General features: G+C 68.0%; 16 protein-coding genes. 8 read left to right on the forward strand and 8 right to left on the reverse strand.

Annotated elements, in window-relative coordinates; genetic code table 11:
* Position 1: 1 nt before the first annotated feature.
* Together CEK29_RS18740 and CEK29_RS18745 are read right to left on the reverse strand one after the other, a co-directional pair.
* Positions 2-1,666, reverse strand: coding sequence for a hydantoinase B/oxoprolinase family protein (locus CEK29_RS18740; protein WP_094858965.1), 1,665 nt, complete (start codon positions 1,664-1,666; stop codon positions 2-4).
* Between the two features lies 1 nt (position 1,667).
* Positions 1,668-3,779 (reverse strand): hydantoinase/oxoprolinase family protein, encoded by a 2,112-nt coding sequence (locus tag CEK29_RS18745; RefSeq protein ID WP_094858966.1) that lies wholly within the window; start codon positions 3,777-3,779, stop codon positions 1,668-1,670.
* Between the two features lie 312 nt (positions 3,780-4,091).
* Here CEK29_RS18745 and CEK29_RS18750 point away from each other — a divergent pair, with 312 nt between their 5' ends.
* From CEK29_RS18750 to CEK29_RS18760, 3 genes are all read left to right on the forward strand, one after another.
* The gene (locus CEK29_RS18750; RefSeq protein WP_094801561.1) at positions 4,092-4,619 is read left to right on the forward strand and encodes a sigma-70 family RNA polymerase sigma factor; all 528 of its coding nucleotides are present in this window, start codon (positions 4,092-4,094) and stop codon (positions 4,617-4,619) included.
* Between the two features lie 17 nt (positions 4,620-4,636).
* Positions 4,637-5,656 carry a FecR family protein gene (locus CEK29_RS18755; protein WP_094858967.1) on the forward strand — a complete coding sequence of 340 codons (1,020 nt, stop codon included), beginning with the start codon at positions 4,637-4,639 and terminating at the stop codon, positions 5,654-5,656.
* Between the two features lie 129 nt (positions 5,657-5,785).
* Positions 5,786-8,176, forward strand: a complete 2,391-nt coding sequence (locus CEK29_RS18760; protein ID WP_094858968.1) for a TonB-dependent siderophore receptor — start codon at positions 5,786-5,788, stop codon at positions 8,174-8,176.
* 123 nt (positions 8,177-8,299) lie between these two features.
* On the opposite strand, the gene CEK29_RS18765 is transcribed toward CEK29_RS18760, so the two are convergent.
* The 4 genes from CEK29_RS18765 to CEK29_RS18780 form a co-directional block, all read right to left on the reverse strand.
* Positions 8,300-8,554, reverse strand: a complete 255-nt coding sequence (locus CEK29_RS18765; protein ID WP_141217940.1) for a hypothetical protein — start codon at positions 8,552-8,554, stop codon at positions 8,300-8,302.
* A gap of 213 nt (positions 8,555-8,767) precedes the next feature.
* A complete protein-coding gene (locus CEK29_RS18770) occupies positions 8,768-8,974 on the reverse strand; it encodes a hypothetical protein (protein WP_094801553.1) in 207 nt (68 codons plus the stop codon).
* An 11-nt stretch (positions 8,975-8,985) separates the two neighbouring features.
* Positions 8,986-9,978: an SDR family oxidoreductase gene (locus tag CEK29_RS18775; RefSeq protein WP_094858969.1), complete on the reverse strand. Its 993-nt coding sequence runs from the start codon at positions 9,976-9,978 to the stop codon at positions 8,986-8,988.
* Between the two features lie 205 nt (positions 9,979-10,183).
* Positions 10,184-11,029 (reverse strand): symmetrical bis(5'-nucleosyl)-tetraphosphatase, encoded by an 846-nt coding sequence (locus CEK29_RS18780; RefSeq protein ID WP_094858970.1) that lies wholly within the window; start codon positions 11,027-11,029, stop codon positions 10,184-10,186.
* Positions 11,030-11,387: 358 nt separating this feature from the next.
* On the opposite strand from CEK29_RS18780, the gene CEK29_RS18785 reads away from it, so the two are divergent.
* Positions 11,388-13,457, forward strand: a complete 2,070-nt coding sequence (locus CEK29_RS18785; RefSeq protein WP_217903888.1) for a TonB-dependent siderophore receptor — start codon at positions 11,388-11,390, stop codon at positions 13,455-13,457.
* 60 nt (positions 13,458-13,517) lie between these two features.
* Here CEK29_RS18785 and CEK29_RS18790 read toward each other — a convergent pair whose 3' ends face one another.
* Together CEK29_RS18790 and CEK29_RS18795 are read right to left on the reverse strand one after the other, a co-directional pair.
* Positions 13,518-14,687, reverse strand: coding sequence for a zinc-dependent alcohol dehydrogenase (locus tag CEK29_RS18790; RefSeq protein ID WP_094801546.1), 1,170 nt, complete (start codon positions 14,685-14,687; stop codon positions 13,518-13,520).
* A gap of 178 nt (positions 14,688-14,865) precedes the next feature.
* Positions 14,866-15,174, reverse strand: coding sequence for a hypothetical protein (locus CEK29_RS18795; protein ID WP_094858972.1), 309 nt, complete (start codon positions 15,172-15,174; stop codon positions 14,866-14,868).
* A 219-nt stretch (positions 15,175-15,393) separates the two neighbouring features.
* Here CEK29_RS18795 and CEK29_RS18800 point away from each other — a divergent pair, with 219 nt between their 5' ends.
* The 4 genes from CEK29_RS18800 to CEK29_RS18815 all read left to right on the forward strand — a co-directional run bounded on the left by CEK29_RS18800 (position 15,394) and on the right by CEK29_RS18815 (position 20,542).
* Complete coding sequence (locus CEK29_RS18800) at positions 15,394-15,987, forward strand: biliverdin-producing heme oxygenase (RefSeq protein ID WP_094858973.1); 594 nt, start codon at positions 15,394-15,396, stop codon at positions 15,985-15,987.
* A 161-nt stretch (positions 15,988-16,148) separates the two neighbouring features.
* Entirely contained in the window at positions 16,149-17,381 is a 1,233-nt protein-coding gene (locus CEK29_RS18805; RefSeq protein WP_094858974.1) for a putative DNA modification/repair radical SAM protein, read from the forward strand.
* A complete protein-coding gene (locus CEK29_RS18810) occupies positions 17,378-18,913 on the forward strand; it encodes a UdgX family uracil-DNA binding protein (RefSeq protein ID WP_094858975.1) in 1,536 nt (511 codons plus the stop codon). The genes CEK29_RS18805 and CEK29_RS18810 overlap by 4 nt, the downstream gene beginning before the upstream one ends.
* A 99-nt stretch (positions 18,914-19,012) precedes the next feature.
* Positions 19,013-20,542, forward strand: a complete 1,530-nt coding sequence (locus tag CEK29_RS18815) for an SLC13 family permease (protein WP_094858976.1) — start codon at positions 19,013-19,015, stop codon at positions 20,540-20,542.
* The last annotated feature ends 81 nt before the right edge of the window (positions 20,543-20,623 follow it).

Below are 20,623 nucleotides of genomic sequence, written 5' to 3' on the forward strand. Positions count from 1 at the left end.
ATCAATCGAAGGCGTGCGGATAGTCGCGGCGGGCCTGGTCTTCCGACAGGTAGCCATAGTCGACGTCGCGCCGCACCAGCTCGGCGGGGCGCTCGCCCGGCGCGCCGTAGCCGCCGCCGCCCGGCAGGTCGAGCACCAGTCGGCGGCCTGCCCCGATGTGCTGGGTGCCCTTGGCCTTCATGACCGTGCCGTCGTCCATGCCGACCTTGCCGGCCGCGCCGCTGCCGCCACCGCGATGTCCGCGTGCCGGGAAGGCCACGCGATCGAACATCGCATTGAGCGAAAACTCGTAGCCCTCGTGCGCACCGATCTCGATACGCTGGCCCAGTCCGCCGCGCCAGCGCCCGGCGCCGCCGGAGTCCGGCCGCAGCTCCTTGCGCCAGACCACGATGGGCCCGATGCTCTCGGTGACCTCGGCCGACATGGTGTGCACCCCGCTCGGAAACGCCGTGGCGCTCAGGCCATCGCTGGCGGGGCGCGCACCGGTGCCGCCGGTGTTGAAGATCAGCATCTCGTGGCGCGACTGACGGTTGTCGTCCCGCGCCCCCTGAAAGCGCATCTGCAGGTTCCACAGCGCGCTCGCGCCTTCCGCCGGGATCAGGTCAGGGCGGAAACGTTGCAACGCGCCCAGCACCACGTCGGGAATCAGATGTCCCAGCACGTGCCGCACGGCCACCGGCGCGGGCCGCGGTGCGTTCAGGATGCACCCTTCGGGCGCGCTGATCTCGAACGGCAGCAGCGACGCCCAGTTATTCGGAATATCCGGTGCAATGGCGCACTTCAGCGCGTAGCAGGCATAGGCCTTGGTGTAGGTGAGGGGCACGTTGATGCCGTAGCGGCTCGGGCCCGACGTCCCCGTGAAGTCCGCGTACAGCGTGCCCTCGCGTGCCTGCACGCTCACGCGCAGGTCGATCGGCTGCTCGTAGCCGTCCACCCGCATCTCGTACGACTCGCGCTCGGCATCGAGCGCCGCGATGCGCTCGCGCGTTGCGCGTTCGCTGTGGTCGAAGATGAAGCCGGCGAGCTCCTGCAGATCGGCCAGACCGAACTCGTCCATCATCGCCTCGAGACGGCGGCGGCCGGTGTCGTTGCAGGCCACCAGCGAATGAAAGTCGCCGATCACCTGGTCCTGTTCACGTACATTGGTGCGCAGGATGTCGATCAGGTCTTCGTTGAGCACGCCGGCCTTGTAGAACTTCATCAGCGGGATGCAGATGCCCTCCTCGTACACCTCGCCCGCATCCGGCCCGAAGCCGCGGCCACCGATGTCGACCACGTGGGCGGTCGACGCGAAGTAGGCGATCAGGCGCGGCGCGCTGCCTCCGGTGGCGCGGAACACCGGCGTGACCATGGTGATGTCGTGCAGGTGGCCGGTGCCCATCCACGGGTCATTGGTGACGAGCACGTCGCCGGGTTCGAGGCGATCCCCGAACTTCCGCACGAAGTGGCCGACCGATTCGGCCATCGAATTGACGTGTCCAGGGGTGCCGGTCACGGCCTGCGCGATCATGCGGCCCTGGGCGTCGAACACGCCGGCCGAGAGGTCGCCCGCTTCCCGCACGCTGGTGCAGAAGGCGGTGCGGATCAGCGTCACGGCCTGCTCTTCGACAACCGCGATGAGCCGGTTCCACATGATCTGTTCGCGTACGCGTATGGTCTGGCTCATTTCAGGCCCCTTTGCCTTGTCGGCGTTGAATCAGCAGGCAGCCGTCCGCCTGCAGCACCAGGCCGAAATCCGGGCTGACGTAGGTGGAGGTTTCTTTCTCGGTGACGATCAGCGGACCGTCGAGGCAGGTGTCGCGCGGCAGACTGGCGCGATCGTAGATGGCGCAATCGAGGAACGCGCCGGTCTTGGCGTCGAACACCTGGCGGCTGTCGATCGGCGGGCACTCGGCCCGCGTGGCGCTCGCCGCGCCGGCGCTGGCCTGCACGCGCTCGGGTGCGACGGCCTCGCTGCGCAGGGACAGCGCCCAGCTGACGACCTCCACGTCGAGCCCCGCGACCTCATGGCCGAAGAGCTGCGTGTAGGCCTCGACGAAGTTCACGCGCAGACGCTCGAGCGTCGCGCCGTCGAGCTCGCCGTCGGGCGCCTCGACCGGAATCTCCCAGCCCTGGCCCGCATAGCGCATATAGGCGCGCAGCTCGCGCACCGTCTGGCCGCGATGGCCGGTCTCGGCCAGGAAACGCGACACCTCTTCGTTCATCTCGCCGATCATGCGGTTGACGACGCCGGTATCGAAGCGCGACAGGCGCATGACTGCGCTGCGCAGCGATTCGTAGCCGAACGGCGCGCGCAGGAAGCCGATCGCCGAGCCCACGCCCGCCCCCGGCGGCACCACCAGACTATCCATGCCGAGCTTCTCGCACAGGCGGGCGGCATGCAGCGGCGCCGCGCCGCCGTAGGCGATCATGGTGAACTCGCTCAGGTCGCGCCCGCTTTCCACCGCGTGCATCCGCGCCGCGTTGGACATGTTCTCGTCGACCATCTCGGCCACCGCATAGGCGCCCTGCACGGTCTCGCCTTGCAGCGGATCCGCCACGTGCACGCGCACGGCCGTCTGCGCCGCATCGGTGTCGAGCGTGATGGAGCCCCCGGCAAAGCGTTTGGCGTCGAGCTTGGCCAGCACCAGGTCGGCATCCGTGACCGTGGGGCGCTCGCCACCGCGGCCATAGCAGGCCGGCCCGGGTTCGGAGCCCGCGCTCTCCGGGCCCACGCGCACCTGCTTCAGGTCATCCACATGGGCGATCGAGCCGCCGCCTGCACCGATCTCCACCATCTCGATCACCGGGATCGAGATCGGCATCCCGCTGCCCTTCTTGAAACGATAGGTGCGCGCGACCTCGAACGTGCGCGCCGTCTTGGGATGCAGGTCTTCGATCAGGCAGATCTTGGCCGTGGTGCCGCCCATGTCGAACGACAGCACGCGTTCCATGCCGTAGCGCGCGGCCACGTGGCTGGCGTAGATGGCGCCCCCCGCGGGACCGGACTCCAGCAGCCGCACCGGAAACTCGGCCGCGCTTTCGAGCGACATCAGGCCGCCGCCCGAGTGAATCATGTACAGCGGACAACGCATGCCCTCGGCCTCGAGCGCCTGGGCCAGGCGGCCGAGGTACGAGGACATCAAGGGCTTGACGTAGGCGTTGGCGCACACCGTGTTGAAGCGTTCGAATTCGCGGATCTGCGGCGACACCTCGCACGAGATCGACACCGACACATCGGGCAGCGCGCGCCGCAGCCGGTCGCGCACCTGACGTTCGTGCGCGCCGTTGCGGTAGCTGTGCATCAGGCCGACCGCCACGCTGGTGTAGCCGGCGGCGCGGATCGATTCGATGATGCGGTCCAGGCCGGCTTCGTCCAGCGGCACCAGCTCCTTGCCGCTCGCATCGAGACGGCCGGCCAGCGGAAAGCGGTCGCAGCGGGGGATCAGCGGCGCGGGCAACTGGATCGACAGATCGTATTGCTCGAAGCGGCCTTCGTTGCGCATCTCGATGACGTCACGAAAGCCCTCGCTGGTGATGAAGGCGGTGCGCGCGCCGCGGCGCTCGATGAGTGCGTTGGTGGCCAGAGTCGTGCCGTGCACCACCGATTGGATGGTGGCGGGCGCAATCCCGGCCTCTTCGGCGGCGAGCGTGAGGCCGCGCACGATGGCGCGCTCGGGCTTCTCGTAGTCCGTGAGCACTTTGGCGGTGTAGAGGCGTCCTTCGTGCTCGAGCGCGACATCGGTGAACGTGCCGCCGATGTCGACGCCGGCCCTGCATGCTGCGTGTGGTTCTGTCATGGTCTGCCGTCTTCGGTGAGTCTGGGTGGACGATGCGCGATCGCTCGTCCACGGGCGGCACCATCATGTGCCTCGTCACCGAACGCTGACAAACAAGTAATTGCGGGGGCAGGACAAGCCAGGCTAGCCCAGCAAATACCCGGACAGGGTTAACCCGGAATCGCAGGCCGTGGCCCCCGTGGCCGCGCGGGATGTGCCGCACGGGAGACGCCCCCTGCCCACCCGTCGGCCGGCGCACATTGCACGGCGGGCGCTTTTGCTTTACATTCGCAAACCATTCTCATTTAGATTAAAAGACGTCTGCGGAGAGGCATGTCGGTCACCGACTCGGGGGTGCAGCAGCAGGTTCATGCGCTGTACCGCGATCATCATTCCTGGTTGTTTGGCTGGCTGCGCCGCCGCCTCGGTTGTTCGCACCACGCGGCCGACCTGGCGCACGACACCTTCGAACGTCTGCTCGTCTCGCGCGATGCGCTGCTCGGGCCGCGGCCGACCCTGGCCGAACCGCGCGCCTGGCTCACCACCACCGCGCGCCATCTGCTGATCGACCGCGCGCGCCGCGAGGTCCTCGAGCGCACCTATCTGGCCGAACTCGCGGCCTTGTCCACCGAGCTGCCGCATCATCCATCGCCAGAACAGTTGCTGGTGGCCGTACAGGCGCTGGACGAGATCTGTCAGGTACTTGCCGGTGTGGCGCCCAAGGCTCGTACGGCATTCCTGCTGCATTATCTCGAGGGCGAGACCCATGCGCGGGTGGCCGAACAACTCGGCGTGTCGGTCCGCATGGTGCAGAAGTATCTGGTGCAGGTACTCCTGCACTGCCATCAACGCCTGGCCTGAAGCCCGGCGTCCGCTCCATGGCCCTGCATCCCGACCCGACCGCCTCGCTCGACGCGCAAGCCGCGCACTGGCTCGTGCAACTCAGCGGCGACGATGCCGCACAGCGCGAAGAAGCCGCCCGCCTGTTCGAGACCTGGAAAGCGGCCGACCCGCGTCACGCCGCGGCCGCCACCGCCATGGAACGCCTGCTGGGCCACGTGCAAGACGTGCGCCAGACGGGCGGCGGCGCCGGCCGCGCGGCCGTGACCGCTGCGCTCGGCCACGCCCGGGCGGGACGAGGCCGCCGGCTCGGCGCGACGCTGGCGTTGGCCTGCGTGCTGGCCGTGCCGGGCTGGATGGCCTGGCAGGCCTATCCGCCCTCCTATCTGCTCGCCGACGTGCGCGCCAGCACCGGTCAATGGAAGACCGAAGTCCTGCCCGATGGCACACGCATCACGCTCAACAGCGGCAGTGCCGTCAATCTGCGCTACGACGCCAGCCGGCGTGCGCTCGAACTGCTGCGCGGGGAAGTGTTCATCGATGTGTCGAAGGATCCGCACCGCCCCTTCGTGGTCGAGACCCCCGACGGCAGCATGCGGGCAGTGGGCACGCGTTTCGTGGTGAACAGGTCGGCCGACTCCACGCTCCTCACCGTGATCGAGTCCCGCGTCGCCGTGCAGGCGGCCCGCCGCCCTTCCGCTCAATGGGTGATCGAAGCGGGCCAGGCGGTGCGGCTGCGGCCAGACGGCCTCGGGCCGATCATCGCCGTGGAACCCGGCCGCATCGAGGACGCCTGGCACACGCACCGTCTCTTTGCGGATGACCGGCCGCTGAATGAAGTGCTGGACACGCTCGCGCGCCATCGCCCCGGCGTGATGCGCTTCGACGCCGCCGCGCTGAGCCAGGTGCGCGTCTCCGCCGTGCTGCCGCTGGACGACACCGACCGCGCGCTGCAACTGCTGGCGGCAAGCCTTCCTGGTTTGCGCGTCCGCAGCTACACGCCGTACTTCCTCAGCGTGGACCTCGATCCCGCGCAGGCCGCGTCTCACCAAAAATAATGTCGCGGCCGGGTTCCGGTTCGGGCGGCTCGTCCGTCAAACCCATAGAACCCACGAACAGGAAGCCGCTTCATGGCCTCAGCCCACACTCTCCGCGGTGCCGCCCGCACCCCTGCCCGCCTCGCTCCGATGCTTGCCCGTCCACTGCCGCTCGTGCTGGCGCTGGTCTGCACCACGCTCGTCGGCCCCGGCGCCTTGGCCCAGCCTGTGGGCGCGAGCAGCGCCGCCACCGCCGCGCAGTACGACATTCCACCCGGACCCCTCGCACCCGCGCTCAGCCGCTATGCGCAGCTCTCCGGTGCGGACATCGTCATCGACGTGCGCCGTCTGCAAGGCCTGAGCACGCCGGGTCTGCGCGGCCGCTATGGCGTGGCCGACGGATTCGTGGCGCTGCTGCGCGGCACCGGCTATCGCGCCAGCGCGACGGCCGCGGGCTACGTGCTGGTACCGGACCCCGCCAACCGCGACGCCGCCGTGACACTGGACGCCGTGCGCGTGGACGGCGTGGGCCTGGGCGCCACGACCGACGGCCTGGACTCCTATGCCGCGCGCGCCGTCACGATCACCAAAGACGGCCAGTCGCTGCGCGAGATCCCGCAGTCGGTCTCGGTCATGACGCGCCAGCAGATGGATGACCAGGGGCTCGTCACCGTTGCCGAGGCCATGCGCTATGTGACGGGCCTGACGCCTTCCGACTACGAAGGCACCGAGCGCTTCAATGCGCGCGGATTCTCGACCAGCGCGCAGTACGACGGCCTGCCGCAGCAGGACTACAGCCCGCACATGGATCTGGCCATCTACGACCGCGTGGAAGTCCTGCGGGGCCCCTCCGGCCTGCTCACCGGAACGGGCGAGCCCGGCGGCGCGATCAACTACGTGCGCAAGCGCCCGCGCGACGTGGCGCACTTCGAGGGCGCGGCCACGGTGGGCTCCTGGGACACGCGCCGGCTGGAACTCGATGGCGGCGGTCCGTTGAACACGTCGGGAACCTTGCGCGGACGGATCGTTGGCGCCGTGCAGGAAGAGGACAAGTTCTACGATCTCGGGTACTCGCAGCCGAGCACGCTCTATGGTGTGCTGGAGTATGACCTCACGCCCGACACGACCGTGGGCCTGACCGCCGCCTACAACAAGCGGCGCTTCCGCAACTTCAATGGCCTGCCGCTGTACGACGACGGCTCCGAGCCCGATCGCGACAGCTATGTCGGACCGTCCAGGGTGTCCAACTTCGACACCTACGACGTGGGTGCCGACCTGACGCACCGCTTCGCCAACGACTGGAAATTCAAGGCAGCCTATCTGCATCGCGATTCGCGCTACCGGGGCTACTCGGGCTTCACCAGCGGTCCCATTCCCCGGGATACGGGCCGGGTCGGCATGTCGGTCGGCCGCATTGCCAACGATTTCGCGTGGGACCAGGCCGACGTTCATGTCACCGGACCGGTGCCCTTCCTGGGCCGCGAGCACACGCTGACGCTGGGCTATAACCTCGCGCGCTACGACTCCATCACGGGCAGCCGCTTCAGCGTGCTGCCCGACGTCGCGCCCCTCGACGATCATGACTTCGACAGCTATTACGAGCTGCCGGTCGTCAACCGCAGCAACACCCGCACCGAGCAATCCGGCATCTACACGGCGGGCCGCTTCAAGCTGGCCGACCCACTGACCTTGATCGTGGGCGGCCGCTGGACCGACTACCGCGAAAAAAGCCGCACCTACGCGCCAGAGCGTTCGGACTGGACCCGCAGCAATGCGAACGTGAACAACGAGTTCACGCCCTACGGCGGCATGGTGTGGGACCTGAACGATCAGGTGTCGCTGTATGCGAGCTATGCCGACATCTTCGTACCGCAGACGGCGCAGGATATCAGCGGCAACACGCTCAAGCCGCGCGTGGGCTGGCAATCGGAGGCCGGCGTGAAGGGCGAGTTCTTCGATGGCCGCATGAATGCGTCGCTGGCGTTCTTCCGCATCCGCGACAAGAACCGCGCCGTGACCGACACCGAGAACATCGGTTGCGGCGGCACGCCGACCGGCACCTGCAGCCGCGCGGCCGGCCTGGTGCAGAGCCAGGGTTGGGAGGCCGAAGTGAGCGGCAGCCCGACGCCGGGCTGGGACATCGTGGCGGGCTATACCTACACCAACGCCAAATACTTGCGCGACTCGGATCCGGCCAACGTGGGTGAGCGTTTCGGCGCCGACGTGCTGCCCAAGCACCTGTTCAAGCTCTGGACCCAGTACCGCTTCAATCGCGACGACTTCGGCGGCGCGCTGGTGGGGTGGCGCGTGGGGATGGGCATGCAGGCGCAGAGCAACGTACAGACCGCGTCGGTGTATCAGGGTGGCTACGCGACGGTGTCCGCGCGTGTGGGCTACCAGATCAACAAGAACTGGGACGCGGCGCTGTCGGTGAACAACCTGTTCAATCGCGAGTATCTGCGCACGCCGGGCTACGGCATCTTCTACAACCTGTACGGCGATCCCCGCAACGCCATGCTGACGCTGCGCTATCGGATGTAAAGGCAGCGCCCGCCACGTGAGGGGCGTGCCCGAAAACAGAAGAGGCCGCGCGGATCGCAATCCGCGCGGCCTCTGTCATGTGGCATGCCGCGAAAAACGCGGCGCTCCGTGATACGGCGGTTGTCAGGCCTTGCGGCCCGCCACGGGCGCTGCCGCCTCGCGGGCAGCGCGCTTCCTGGCGCGGCTGCGTTGATAGAGCATGATGGCCGGCGCCAGCACGGGCGGGATGCACAGGCCCGAAATCGCCATCGTCTTCAGCACTTCGTTGACCTGCGCCGGCGACAGCGGGGCCACGGTCACGTAGATGGCGACGCACACGAACATCAGGGCGACAACGCCGATCGACATCAACACGGGCATCATCTTGTTATCAAGCACTTCGAGCTCCTGGCTTACACGCGGCCGTGCGCAGATCGACGGCCAGGCGATATTGTAGCCACCTGGCCGAGGGCGCTGACGGCGACCGGCTAGAAGCGCCCGCTCAGCAATCGGCGCCCGCCTCGGGCCCGGATCCCAAGCCGCATCCAGCGCGCAGCACTCGAGCACAGAATCGAAAAGGCCGCCCCTTGCACGGGGCGGCCTTCCCTGTCGTCACGAGCGGTTGTCCACCGGTGGCGCGTCGGGCGTCGCGTTGCCCGGGTCGCGCGCATCGTCGGGGTGGATGCCGGGCGGAAACTGCCGGCCCGCGCCCGTGCGGTTGGGATCGGCGGGCCGGTCGCTCAAGGTCCGCTCGCCCGGCACGACCGGCTTGCGGTCGGCGTCGGCGGGATCGTCCTGGTGAGAATGGGGTTTGCTCATGACGCACTCCTTTAACGGCGCCGCAATGCCCACAACGCCGCGCCGCCCACCAGCAGAACGCCGGTGACGATCGAGGCGCCGCGATGCATGGCGAGCTGGGTATAGGCGCTCTTGCGCCCTTCCTGCAACGGATCGACGGGATGTTCACCGCCGGCTTCGAACAGCGAATCCGAGCCGCCGCCGGCCGGCATCTTGCCGCGCTGATTGCGGAACAGCCACCCGGCCATGCGGTCGGACAGGCCCGGCATGGTGCGGCCCAGCGCCGAGATCGCGCGCGCCGCGCCGCCCACGAACATGTCGCGCACGGGCTGCTCGGCGGCATGCAGGATCGCCTGGGCCACCTGGTCGGCCGCATAGACCGGCGGCGGCAGCTGCGGCTGCACGTCCATGTAGTTGCGCGCATGCGCCGTGTAGCCCGTCGCGACCGCGGCAGGCTTGATCAGCGTGACCGAAATCGGCGCGCCCTCTTCCTGCAACTCCATGCGCAGCGCATCGGTGTAGCCCTTCACGGCGTGCTTGGTCGCCGAGTAGGCGCCCTGCAGCGGGATGGCGCGATCCGAGACCTCGCTGCCGATATTGATCAGCGCGCCGCCACCCTGGCTCTTGAGATGACGCACGGCGGTCAGCGAGCCGTACACGACGCCCCAGTAGTTGGTGTCGAACAGCTTGCGCTGATCGGCCAGCGGCACCTGCTCGAGCGTACCGAAGATCGACACGCCGGCGTTGTTGACCCAGGTGTCGACGCGGCCGAACGCGGCCATCGCCTGCTCGAGAATGCGCTCGTGATCCTGCTCCACGCCCACGTCTGCGGTCACGACGAGCGCCTTGCCGCCCTGCGCCTCGATCTCATGGGCCACCGCGTTGAGCGCGTCTTCGCCGCGCCCCGCCAGCACCACGCGTGCGCCCCGCGACGCCGCCAGGCGCGCGGTTGCCGCACCGATGCCGCTACCGGCACCCGTGATCACCACCACCTGTTCCTTGAGAGGTTTCAGTCGAATCTTCATATCGCGGCCTCCTGTCGCATTGCTTGGGTCGAACCCGTATTCGCAGCAACTGCTGTTCCTGCTTCATGCCCGGAAGGCGGGCGCCGGGGCGTCGCACGCCGCCGGAAAAATATGCCGACGAGGGCTCCGGCCACGGTAAATCAGGCCACTTCTTGATCGCGGAGCGGCCCTCGCGCGATACGCCAATCGCCGCGGCAGCCGCCCCTCACGCCGCCGCCAACACCCCGCGCGCGCTGTCGATGCGGCGCACCTGCACCAGCTTGCGATCCGACAGACGCAATGCACTCAGCATGCCGCCGCTCACGCACGCGGTGTCGACGCAGACGGCGTCGTCGCGCAGCATCAGGCCCAGCGTGGCCCAATGGCCGAAGACGGTCGTGACCGCGGGCTCAACGGTACGCCGCGGGATATCGAACCAGGGCCGCGCGTGCGGCGGCCAGAGTCCCGGCGTGGCGCTTGCCTTGAACAACAGTCCGCCGTCCGGGCCGCACAGCCGCATGCGGGTGAGCGCATTGGCGATGAACGCCACGCGCCGGCGCCCGTGACGATGCCGGAACCAGGTGCCGGGCGTGCGCTGCAGCAGCGCGCTCATGCTGCCGCGCCATCGCGCATCGCGCAGTACCGTCTCCACTTCCTGGGCCAGCAGCGGCACCGACGCGGCATCCCAGCGCGGATACAGGCCCGCATGGGTCAGCAGATACGGGCCCTCGGCGTGCGCCAGCGGCCGCTGACGCAGCCAATCGAGCAGCTCTAGCGCGTCCGGCGCATCGAGCAAATCTTCGAGGGTGTCCTGCGCGCCTGGCGCCACCGCCCGGCAGGCCAACGCGAGCGCGCGCAGGTCGTGATTGCCCAGTACCACAACGGCACGCTCGCCCAACGCGCGCACGGTGCGCAAGGTGGCCGCGGATGCCGGCCCGCGATTGACCAGATCGCCGGTGAACCAGAGCCTTGCCCCGGCGTCGCCCGCGAGTTCGGGATGGGCGAGCAGTGCCTGCAGCGTGGCATGACAGCCATGGACGTCACCGATCACCCAGGCGTGCGGCGCCGTCATGGGCAGGCCTCCGTGGCTGCTATGCGGCGTGTCGAATCGCTCATCGGCGTCCCCTGTTGTTCGACCCCGGATCAGACCAAGCCCCGGATCGGATATGTCCCCTTGACCGGGCAATTGGCGTGCCCGAGCCACGGCAGCGCGGCTTGGCGCGCACGGAAATTCAGCCAGAATTCAGAATGAAATCAGCGGCTTGCCCAGCCCTATGTGGGGAAAACCCGACAGTCGAACGCCGACACAATTCCGCTAATGCGAATCGATAGCATTCCCAGTAAGCTTCGGCCCGCTTTTGTGAAAATTCTCGGATCCTGGAATGCGGCGCGTCCTTCTTTCTGCTTGTCTCCTCAACTCGGCACTCCCGTTGGCCTACGCCAACGAAGCGCCCCCCGCCAACCCCGTCGAGCTGGAGACCGTCAACGTGTATGGCGTGTCCGAGCGCGCCGACGGCCCGGTCCTCGGCTACCGTGCCACCCGGTCGATGAGCGCCACGCGCACCGACACCGCCCTGCACGAAGTCCCGCAATCGATCACGGTCGTGCCGCGCGACGTGGTCGACGACACCGACGCGACCCGCCTGCACGAGGTGCTGGACTACGCGGGCGGCGTGGGCCGGGCGAACAATTTCGGCGGCCAGGGCCTCACCACCTTCACGGTGCGCGGGTTCACGACGGGCGAGTTCTACCGCAACGGCTTTCCGATCAACCGCGGTTATCCCAACGCCCCCGATTCGTACACGATCGAGCGCGTGGAAGTGATTCGCGGCCCCGCCAGCAGCCTGTACGGACGCGGCGATCCCGGCGGCACCTTCAATGTGGTCACCAAGCAGCCCGAGGCGGAATCGCGCGTGACGGTCGGCACGCAGTTCGACAATCACGGCATGCGCCGCGCCACGCTCGACTCGACCGGCGCGCTCAACGAGGACGGCAGCCTCACCTATCGCATCAACGGCCTGGCCGAAGGCGGCGACAGCTTCCGTGACGACGTCAGCACCGAGCGCTATGGCATCTCGCCGGTATTGCGCTGGCAGCCCAGCCGCGCCACGCGCATCACGCTCGAAGCCGATTTCATGCGCAACAATCATCCGCTGGATCGCGGCCTCACCGCGTACGCCAACCAGAGCGGCCGCGCCTCGCGCGACACCAACGTCTGGGAAACGGGCACCGACAACAAGCTGCACAACGACAACAACATGGTGCAGCTGCGTTTCGAGCACGACCTGAACGACGACTGGAAGCTCGGCGGCGGTGCGCAGTGGCTCGACGGCACGCTGCAAGGCAATGCGGTGGAGGCCAATGCCCTGCAGGCGAACGGCCGCACGCTGGGCCGCAACTTCAACTGGCGCAAGCTCGACTGGACCGATCGCGATCTGCAGCTCAACCTCACCGGCAACTTCAGCACCGGCGCGTTGCGTCACACGCTGCTGACCGGCGTGGAGTACGAAGACTACGATTACCGCTCGATCATCCGGCGCTCCGCGGCGGGCGCAAATGCCTATCCGATCGACCTGTTCGATCCGATCCTCGGCCAGCCCCGCCCGGCGCTCACCCGCACCACCACGCACGACAAGGAAAACCTCAAGACCTGGGCCGCCTTCGTGCAGGATCAGGTGGCGATCACCGAGCGGTTCAAGGTGCTGGCCGGGCTGCGCCTGGAGCGCTTCGAGCACACCTACCATGACCGCCTGCCGGGCGGCCGCAACTGGCGCAGCACCGACACCGCCGTCACGCCGCGTCTGGGCGTGACCTACGACCTGACCGACACCGTGGCCGTGTATGCGAACACGGCGCGCTCCTACAAGCCGAACACCGGCGCGGACCGTCAGGGCACCGGCTTCAGCCCCGAAAAGGGCAAGTCGTACGAAGTGGGTGCGAAGTGGGAAGCGCTGGATCGTCAGCTCAGCATCGACGCGTCGATCTATCAGATCGACAAGAAGAACGTGCTCACCGTCGACCCCGTGGACTCGAACTATCGTGTAGCGGCCGGCCAGGTGCGCAGCCGCGGCTTCGACCTGAACGTCGCCGGCAACATCACGCCGCAATGGCGGGTGATCGGTGGCTACTCGTTCGTCGACGCCCGTGTCACGCGCGACAATACGCTGCCCAAGGGCACGCGCCTGGCCAACATTCCGCGCAACACGTTGAGCCTGCTCAACATGTACGAGTTCCACGAAGGTCCGGCACGCGGTCTAGGTCTGGGCGTGGGCGTGCGCTATGTAGACGAGCGCAAGGGCCAGACCGCCGCCACCTCCTACGACATGGGCTCGTACGTGGCCGTGGACCTCTTCAGCTTCTATCAGGTCAACAAGAACCTGCGCGTGAACCTGGACATCACCAACCTGTTCAACCGCAACTACGACGAAGGCGCCTTCAACACCTACGTCTACCCGGGCGCGCCGCGCACGGCGCAACTGGGCATCAGCTACAGCTATTGAGCGGTCACGGAACAGAAAGCGGTGGCACGTGTGCTCACCGCTTTCTGCACGCAGGCGTCGCTACGGCTTCAGCACGACCTTCACGCAGCCATCGTGTTTATCGCGGAAGGTCTTGTACAGCTCCGGCCCCTCGGCGAGCGGCGCGGTGTGCGTGATGATGAACGACGGATCGATCTCGCCCTCGACGATGCGCGCGAGCAGATCGTCCGTCCAGCGCCGCACGTGCGTCTGGCCCATGCGCCAGGTGAGCCCCTTGTTCATCGACGCGCCGAACGGAATCTTGTCGACCACGCCGCCATAGACGCCCGGAATCGACAACACACCCCCGGGCCGGCACACGTAGATCATTTCCCGCAGCACGTGAGGCCGGTCCGTTTCCGCGCCGACCGCCTGTTTGGCACGATCGTAGATTGCATCGAACGAGCCGGCGGCGTGCGCTTCGAGGCCCACCGCGTCGATGCATTTTTCCGGGCCCTTGCCCTGGGTCATTTCGTTGAGACACTCGACCACGCTCTGCTCGTCGAAGTTGATCGTGAGCGCGCCCGCCTGGGCGGCCATCGCGAGCCGCTCCGGCACGCGGTCGATGCAGATCACCTGGCGGGCGCCCTGCAGGATCGCGCTCAGCACGGTCATGAGGCCGACCGGACCGGCGCCCCAGATGGCCACCGTGTCGGTGGGCTTGATCTCGCACTGCGCCGCGGCCTGCCAGCCGGTGGGCAGAATGTCGCCCAGGAACAGCACCTGTTCGTCGGATACGCCGTCGGGCACCTTGATGTGGGTCGTGTCCGCGAACGGCACGCGCACATACTCGGCCTGCCCGCCGGCATAGCCGCCGGTCAGATGGGTATAGCCGAAGAGGCCTGCCGTCGTATGGCCGAACATCTTGGCGGCCATGCTGGCGTTGCGGTTGGTGCGCTCGCACACGGAAAAATTACCGACGCGGCACTGATCGCACTCGCCGCAGGTGATGGTGAACGGCACGACGACGCGGTCGCCGACCTTGAGCGCGGTGTTGTCGCGGCCCACCTCCACCACCTCTCCCATGAACTCGTGGCCAAGGATGTCGCCCTTGTGCATCTCGGGCATGAAGCCGTCGAACAAGTGCAGGTCGGAACCGCAGATCGCGCAGGCGCTGACGCGCACGATGGCATCGCGGCCGTGCTCGATCGTGGGGTCGGGAACCGTGTCGTATTGAACGTCGTGCTTGCCCTGCCAGCAGAGTGCTTTCATCGTGATCTCCGGATGGGTTGGCCGCGTGGCGGCCAGTGCGTATCGGGTGGCGCCGCCCGAAAGCGGCGCGGTGATCACAGGGCTGCAACTGCCGTGCCTGTTCACACATTGGCAGGGGGAATGGTGACGACGCGAGCGCGGCGGCGATCGACGCCGCCGCGCTCGTCGCCATGCGGCGTCAAGGCGCCATGGTGCGATCCGACGGAATCTTCTCCGCCTGATCCTGCTCGGCATCGCGCGGGCGATCGTACGCATCGCGGCCCGGCGGGTTACGATGCCCCCCCGCGGGATAACCGGAATTGCTGTCGGGATCGCGGTTGGGCCGACCTTCCGTTGCCTCGTCCGGCGCCGGATCGGCCGACGGATCCACCGGAATCTCTCGCGAGGTGCTGCCGTCGGGTGCGGTGGTCGGGACCTTGCCCTCGGCTTCGAGCTCCTGAATCTTGGCGCCGAGATGTTCGCGTTGTCCTTCGGGTTGGTGTGCCATGGTGGTCTCCTGGAAAGCCTCGCATCCAGCAAATGGCGCGCCCGGCACCGGCGGGACACCGCCCCGGTCCCGTCGTGCCCCCTCCCCGTCACCCGTGCCGCTGGCGCGAACGCCCGTTCTTCAGTAACTTTGACGTGCCATTCCCTGCAGCCAGGAAAGAATGACGCACGTTCCCGTCGATTCACACCGGCGGCCCGCATTACCCGGATACCGAACATCATGACCACCGAAATTCTCGATCGCCCGCGGCTGTCGCAACGCCTGAAGGTCGAGACGAACGACCAGCACGAGCGCATGCATCGCCTGATGGAGCGCGCCGCGCCGTTCTCGAGCCGCGAATCGTACGCTCGCTTCGTCGCCGCTCAATACCTGTTCCAGCTCGACGTCGAACACCTGTTCCAGAACGCCGAGGTCCAGGCCGCGGTGCCCGACCTCGACGCGCGCGGCCGCGCATCCGCCTCGCTGGCCGACCTGCGCGACCTGAATGCCGACTTGCCGGTCGACCGTGTCGCCAGCACGGACGTGGCCATGCCCGAAGCGCTGGGCTGGCTGTATGTGTCCGAGGGTTCGACGCTGGGTGCCGCGTTTCTCTTCAAAGAGGCGCAGGCCAACCTGGGGCTGTCGGCCGAATTCGGCGCGCGCAACCTGGCGGCCTACCCCGAAGGCCGCGCTGTCGTGTGGCGCCGGTTCGTCGCCTCGCTCGACGACGAGGCGCTCGACCCGCGCGCGCACGACGCCGTGATCGCGGGCGCCAACGCGGCCTACGATCGCTTCGGCGAGCTGCTCGAGCGACATTTCGCGCTGAGCCGCTGAGCCGCTGAGGTCGCGGGCCACGCATCGAGGCCGCGCCGGCCGACACCGCCGGCGCGCCGCAGCGCCCTGCTGAACCGTCCCCTAAAGTGCCGTGCAGGCCCATCGGACAAGTCCGATAGAGCGCGTACAATACTGGATATATATCCAGCTATTGAACCGCCATGGAACTGCTCACCAAGCTCGAGATCCTGGCCGACGCGGCGAAGTACGACGCCTCGTGCGCCAGCAGCGGCGCGCCCAAGCGCGACTCGCGCGGCCGCGAAGGCCTGGGCGCCAGCACCGGCGCAGGCATCTGTCACAGCTACACGCCCGACGGCCGCTGCGTGTCGCTGCTCAAGATCCTGCTGACGAACTTCTGCCAGTACGACTGCCACTATTGCGTCAACCGGCGCACGAGCAACGTACCGCGCGCGCGATTCCAGCCGAGCGAAGTGGTGGATCTCACGCTCGACTTCTATCGCCGTAACTACATCGACGGGCTGTTCCTGAGCTCGGGCATCATTCGCAATGCCGACTACACCATGGAACAACTGGTGCGCGTGGCGCAGTCGCTGCGCGAGGAACACGCGTTCCGCGGTTATATCCACCTCAAGACCATTCCGGATGCGTCGCCCGAGCTCATCACGCTGGCGGGTGTGTATGCCGACCGCCTGAGCGTGAACATCGAGCTGCCCACCGAGGGCGGGCTGCAGCGGCTCGCGCCCGAAAAGAGCGCGCACACCATCAAGCGGGCCATGGGGTCGATCCGCCTGGCCCAGGAAGAAGCCGAGCACGAGACGCCGGCGAAACCGCGCGCCTCCGAGGCCGCACGCAAAGCGCCGGCCGGCCAAAGCACCCAGATGATCGTGGGCGCCGACGAGGCCGACGACCACACCATTCTGCAGACCGCGCAGACCCTCTATGGCGCCTACAAGCTCAAGCGCGTCTACTACTCGGCCTTCAGCCCCATTCCCGACAGCCCGGCATCCGTGCCGCTGCAACCGCCCCCGCTGCAACGCGAGCATCGGCTCTATCAGGCCGATTTCCTGATGCGCGGCTACGGCTTCCAGGCCGAAGAGCTGCTGCAGGCGGGCGGCAATCTGCCGCTGGACATCGATCCCAAGCTCGCGTGGGCGCTGTCGCATCGCGAGTCTTTTCCGGTGGACCTCAATCGCGCGCCGCAGCGGATGATCGCGCGCGTGCCCGGCATCGGCATGCGCAATGCCGAGCGTCTGGTCGAGTTGCGCCGCATGCGCGCGATCCGCTACCAGGACGTGGCGCGGCTGCGCTGCGCGATGGACAAGGTCAAGCCCTTCATCGTGGTGCAGGATTACAAGCCGCCATTGGCCGAACCTTCGTCGGCGCAACTGCGGCGCGCGCTGGCGCCACCGCCCGAACAGCTGGCGCTGCTATGACCGCACGGCTGCCGGCCACCATACGCGTCGAGGGCGGCTACCCCGGCTGGCGCGCGCTCGCGCTGCAGGCGCTGGCCGAGCGCCGCGCGCCCGAGAGCCTGTCCTGGGACGAGCGCATCGCCGGCGCCGAGCAGATGCAGATGGCCCTGGACGACGCTCCTAACGCGGACGCGAGCGCCGCCCACCCTGCGCCGTCGCCGTCCACCGTGCGCATCTCCCGCTCCCTGGCCACGCTGCTCCAGGAGGCCGCGCACTATCGCTCGCCCGATCGCTGGGGTCTGCTCTATCGCGTGCTGTGGCGCTGGTGCGAAGGAGACCGCTCGGCCGAGTCGGCCGCCGACCCCGATGGCGCGCGGCTGCACGCCATGGCCAAGTCGGTGAGGCGCGCCCACCACGACATGATCGCGTACGTGCGCTTTCATCGGCGTGAAGATCCGAACGCGCTCGGCCCCGACGCCTCCACGCCGGCGCTCGCGATGCCCGAGGCACTGCCCTTGCCGCGCTATCTCGCCTGGTACGAGCCCGAGCACGACGTGCTGCATGCCGTGGCCGATCACTTCGCGCGGCGCATGGGCCGCGAAAGCTGGTGGATCGGCACGCCGCAGGGCGCCGCGTTGTGGGACGGACGGACCATGCATTTCAGCGATGCTCCGGCCGACGCCAGCATCGTGCCCATCGGCACCGACCGGATCGAACCGCTCTGGCTGGCCTACTACCAGAGCATATTCAATCCCGCGCGCCTGAACGAAACCGCGTTGCACCAGCACATGCCGGCGCGCTTCTGGAAAGGCCTGCCCGAAGGCCGGCTGATTCCGGGCATGATCGCCGACGCCCGCGCGGGCGCGCGCCGCGTGGGTCAGGCGCAGACGGTGAGCGCGATGCCGGGCAAGGTCGTGGCCGTCGACGCGCAACGCGCCCTGCCCGAGCGTGCCCTGCCCACGACGCTGGATCAATGCCGCCGCTGCGAGCTCTGGCGCCACGCCACGCAGCCCGTGCCGGGTCGGGGTCCCGAGACCGCGCGCGTGATGCTGGTGGGCGAGCAGCCGGGCGACCAGGAGGATCTCGCCGGCCGCGCCTTCGTCGGTCCGGCCGGACAGGTGCTGGCCGAGGCCATGCGCCGAGCCGGCGCCGAGCCCGACAGCCTCTACCTCACCAATGCGGTAAAACATTTCAAATGGACGGCACGCGGCAAGCGCCGCATGCACAAGACGCCGGCGCAACAGGAGGTGGATGCCTGTCTGCACTGGCTCGAAGAAGAGCGGGCGCGCGTCCGCCCCGACGTGATCGTGACACTCGGCGCCACCGCGCTGCATGCGATCCTCGGCCGTCACGCGGCGCTGCAGGAGCACCTGCACACGCCGGTGTGGCTGGGCGACGCGTGGCTGCTACCCACCTGGCACCCCTCCTATGCGTTGCGCGCCACTGGCGAGAACGCGCGCGAGGAAATCACCGCCGCCATCGCGCAGGCCATTGCACGGGCGCAGGCCATGGTGGGCAGCGGCCCGCCCGCACGGGGCCCGGCGTCCGCGTAACCGTGGCACCCCGCCAAGCTTCGTTACACCCTGCCGCAACTCCATCGCCATGAGGTTATACAAACCTTACATACCCCTTAAACCCAGAATGGAGACCGCATGGCCGACGCAGCACGCCACCCCTCACCCCCACAAACGGCCGCGCCGAGTCCCCAGGAAAAACCCCGCGTCAAACCGATTCCGGTCGCCGTGGGCGCCGCGCTGTGCGGCATCTTGTTGATGCTGCCGGCGCCGGAAGGCATGTCACCCGAGGCGTGGCGTCTGTTGGCGGTGGCCGTGCTGATGATCGCGTGGTGGATCACCGAGGCCGTGCCCGTCGCGGTCACGGCTCTGCTGCCGGTGGCGCTGTTCCCGCTGGTGGGCGCCACCACGGCGCGCGAGGCGACCACCCCCTACGGCGACCCCATCATCTTTCTGTTCATGGGCGGCTTCTTCCTCGCGATGGCGATGGAGCGCTGGAACCTGCATCGCCGCATCGCGCTCAATATCGTGTCGCGCACCGGCTCGCAGCAGCATCGCATCGTGGGCGGCTTCATGCTGGCCACCGCGTTCTGTGGCCTGTGGGTGTCGAACACCGCCACCGCCGTGATGATGCTGCCCGTCGCGCTCTCCGTCGCGGGCCTCATCAGCCAGAAGGGCGGATCGTCGAAATTTCCGCTGGCGCTGATGCTGTCGGTGGCCTATGCCGCGTCGATCGGCGGCATCGGCACCCTGATCGGCACGCCGCCGAATGCGCTGCTGGCCGGCGCGCTCAGCCGCACCTATGGCTACGACATCGGCTTTGCGCAGTGGATGATTTTCGGCATGCCCATCATGCTCGTGATGCTGTTCGGCGCCTGGCTGCTGCTCACGCGCGTGTCGATCCGCCTGGACCGCAAGACACTCGAAGGCGCCGACGAACTGTTCCGCTCGCAGCTGGATGAGCTCGGCACCTGGTCCAAGGCCGAACGCCGCGTGGCCGGCGTCTTCATCGTGACGGCCACGGCGTGGATCTTCCGCAGCGTGCTCGATCAGTACATCCCCGGCCTGTCGGACGCCTCGATCGCGGTGCTGGCCGCCATCGCGCTGTTCGTGATTCCGTCGGGCGAGAAAGATGGCGGCGCACTCGTGAACTGGGCGATGACCAAAAACCTGCCGTGGGGCATCCTCGTGCTGTTCGGCGGCGGCCTGAGCCTGTCGGCCGCGGTGGTCGGCACCGGCCTCGACGAATGGATCGGTGGCCAGCTCGGCGGTTACGCCAGTGCCCTGCCCACGTTCGGCGTGGTCATTCTGGTGGCGCTCGTCGTGCTCGTCATGACCGAGTTCATGTCCAACACCGCCACCGCCGCCACGTTCCTTCCGATCGTGGCGGGTCTGGCGATGAACCTCGGCGAAAACCCGCTGCTGCTGATGGTGCCCGCCACGCTGGCCGCCTCGATGACCTTCATGCTGCCGGTGGCCACGCCGCCGAATGCGCTGGTGTTCAGCTCGGGCTACATCACCATCCCGCAGATGGCGAAGCACGGCTTCCTGATGAATGTGCTGTCGCTGCTCGTGATCACGGGCCTGGGTTACTGGCTGTTGATCACGTTCTTCGGTGCCGTGGCCGGAGAGATGCCCGACTGGGCGAGCAACGCCGCGCCGCAGTAAGCGAGCCCCGGCGACACGGCCTGGACGAAACGGGCCCCTGCATACCGGATCGGCATCCGGCTCGCAGGGGCCCATTCACAT

This window comes from Bordetella genomosp. 5, from assembly GCF_002261475.1.
Classification (GTDB): Bacteria; Pseudomonadota; Gammaproteobacteria; order Burkholderiales; family Burkholderiaceae_B; genus Bordetella.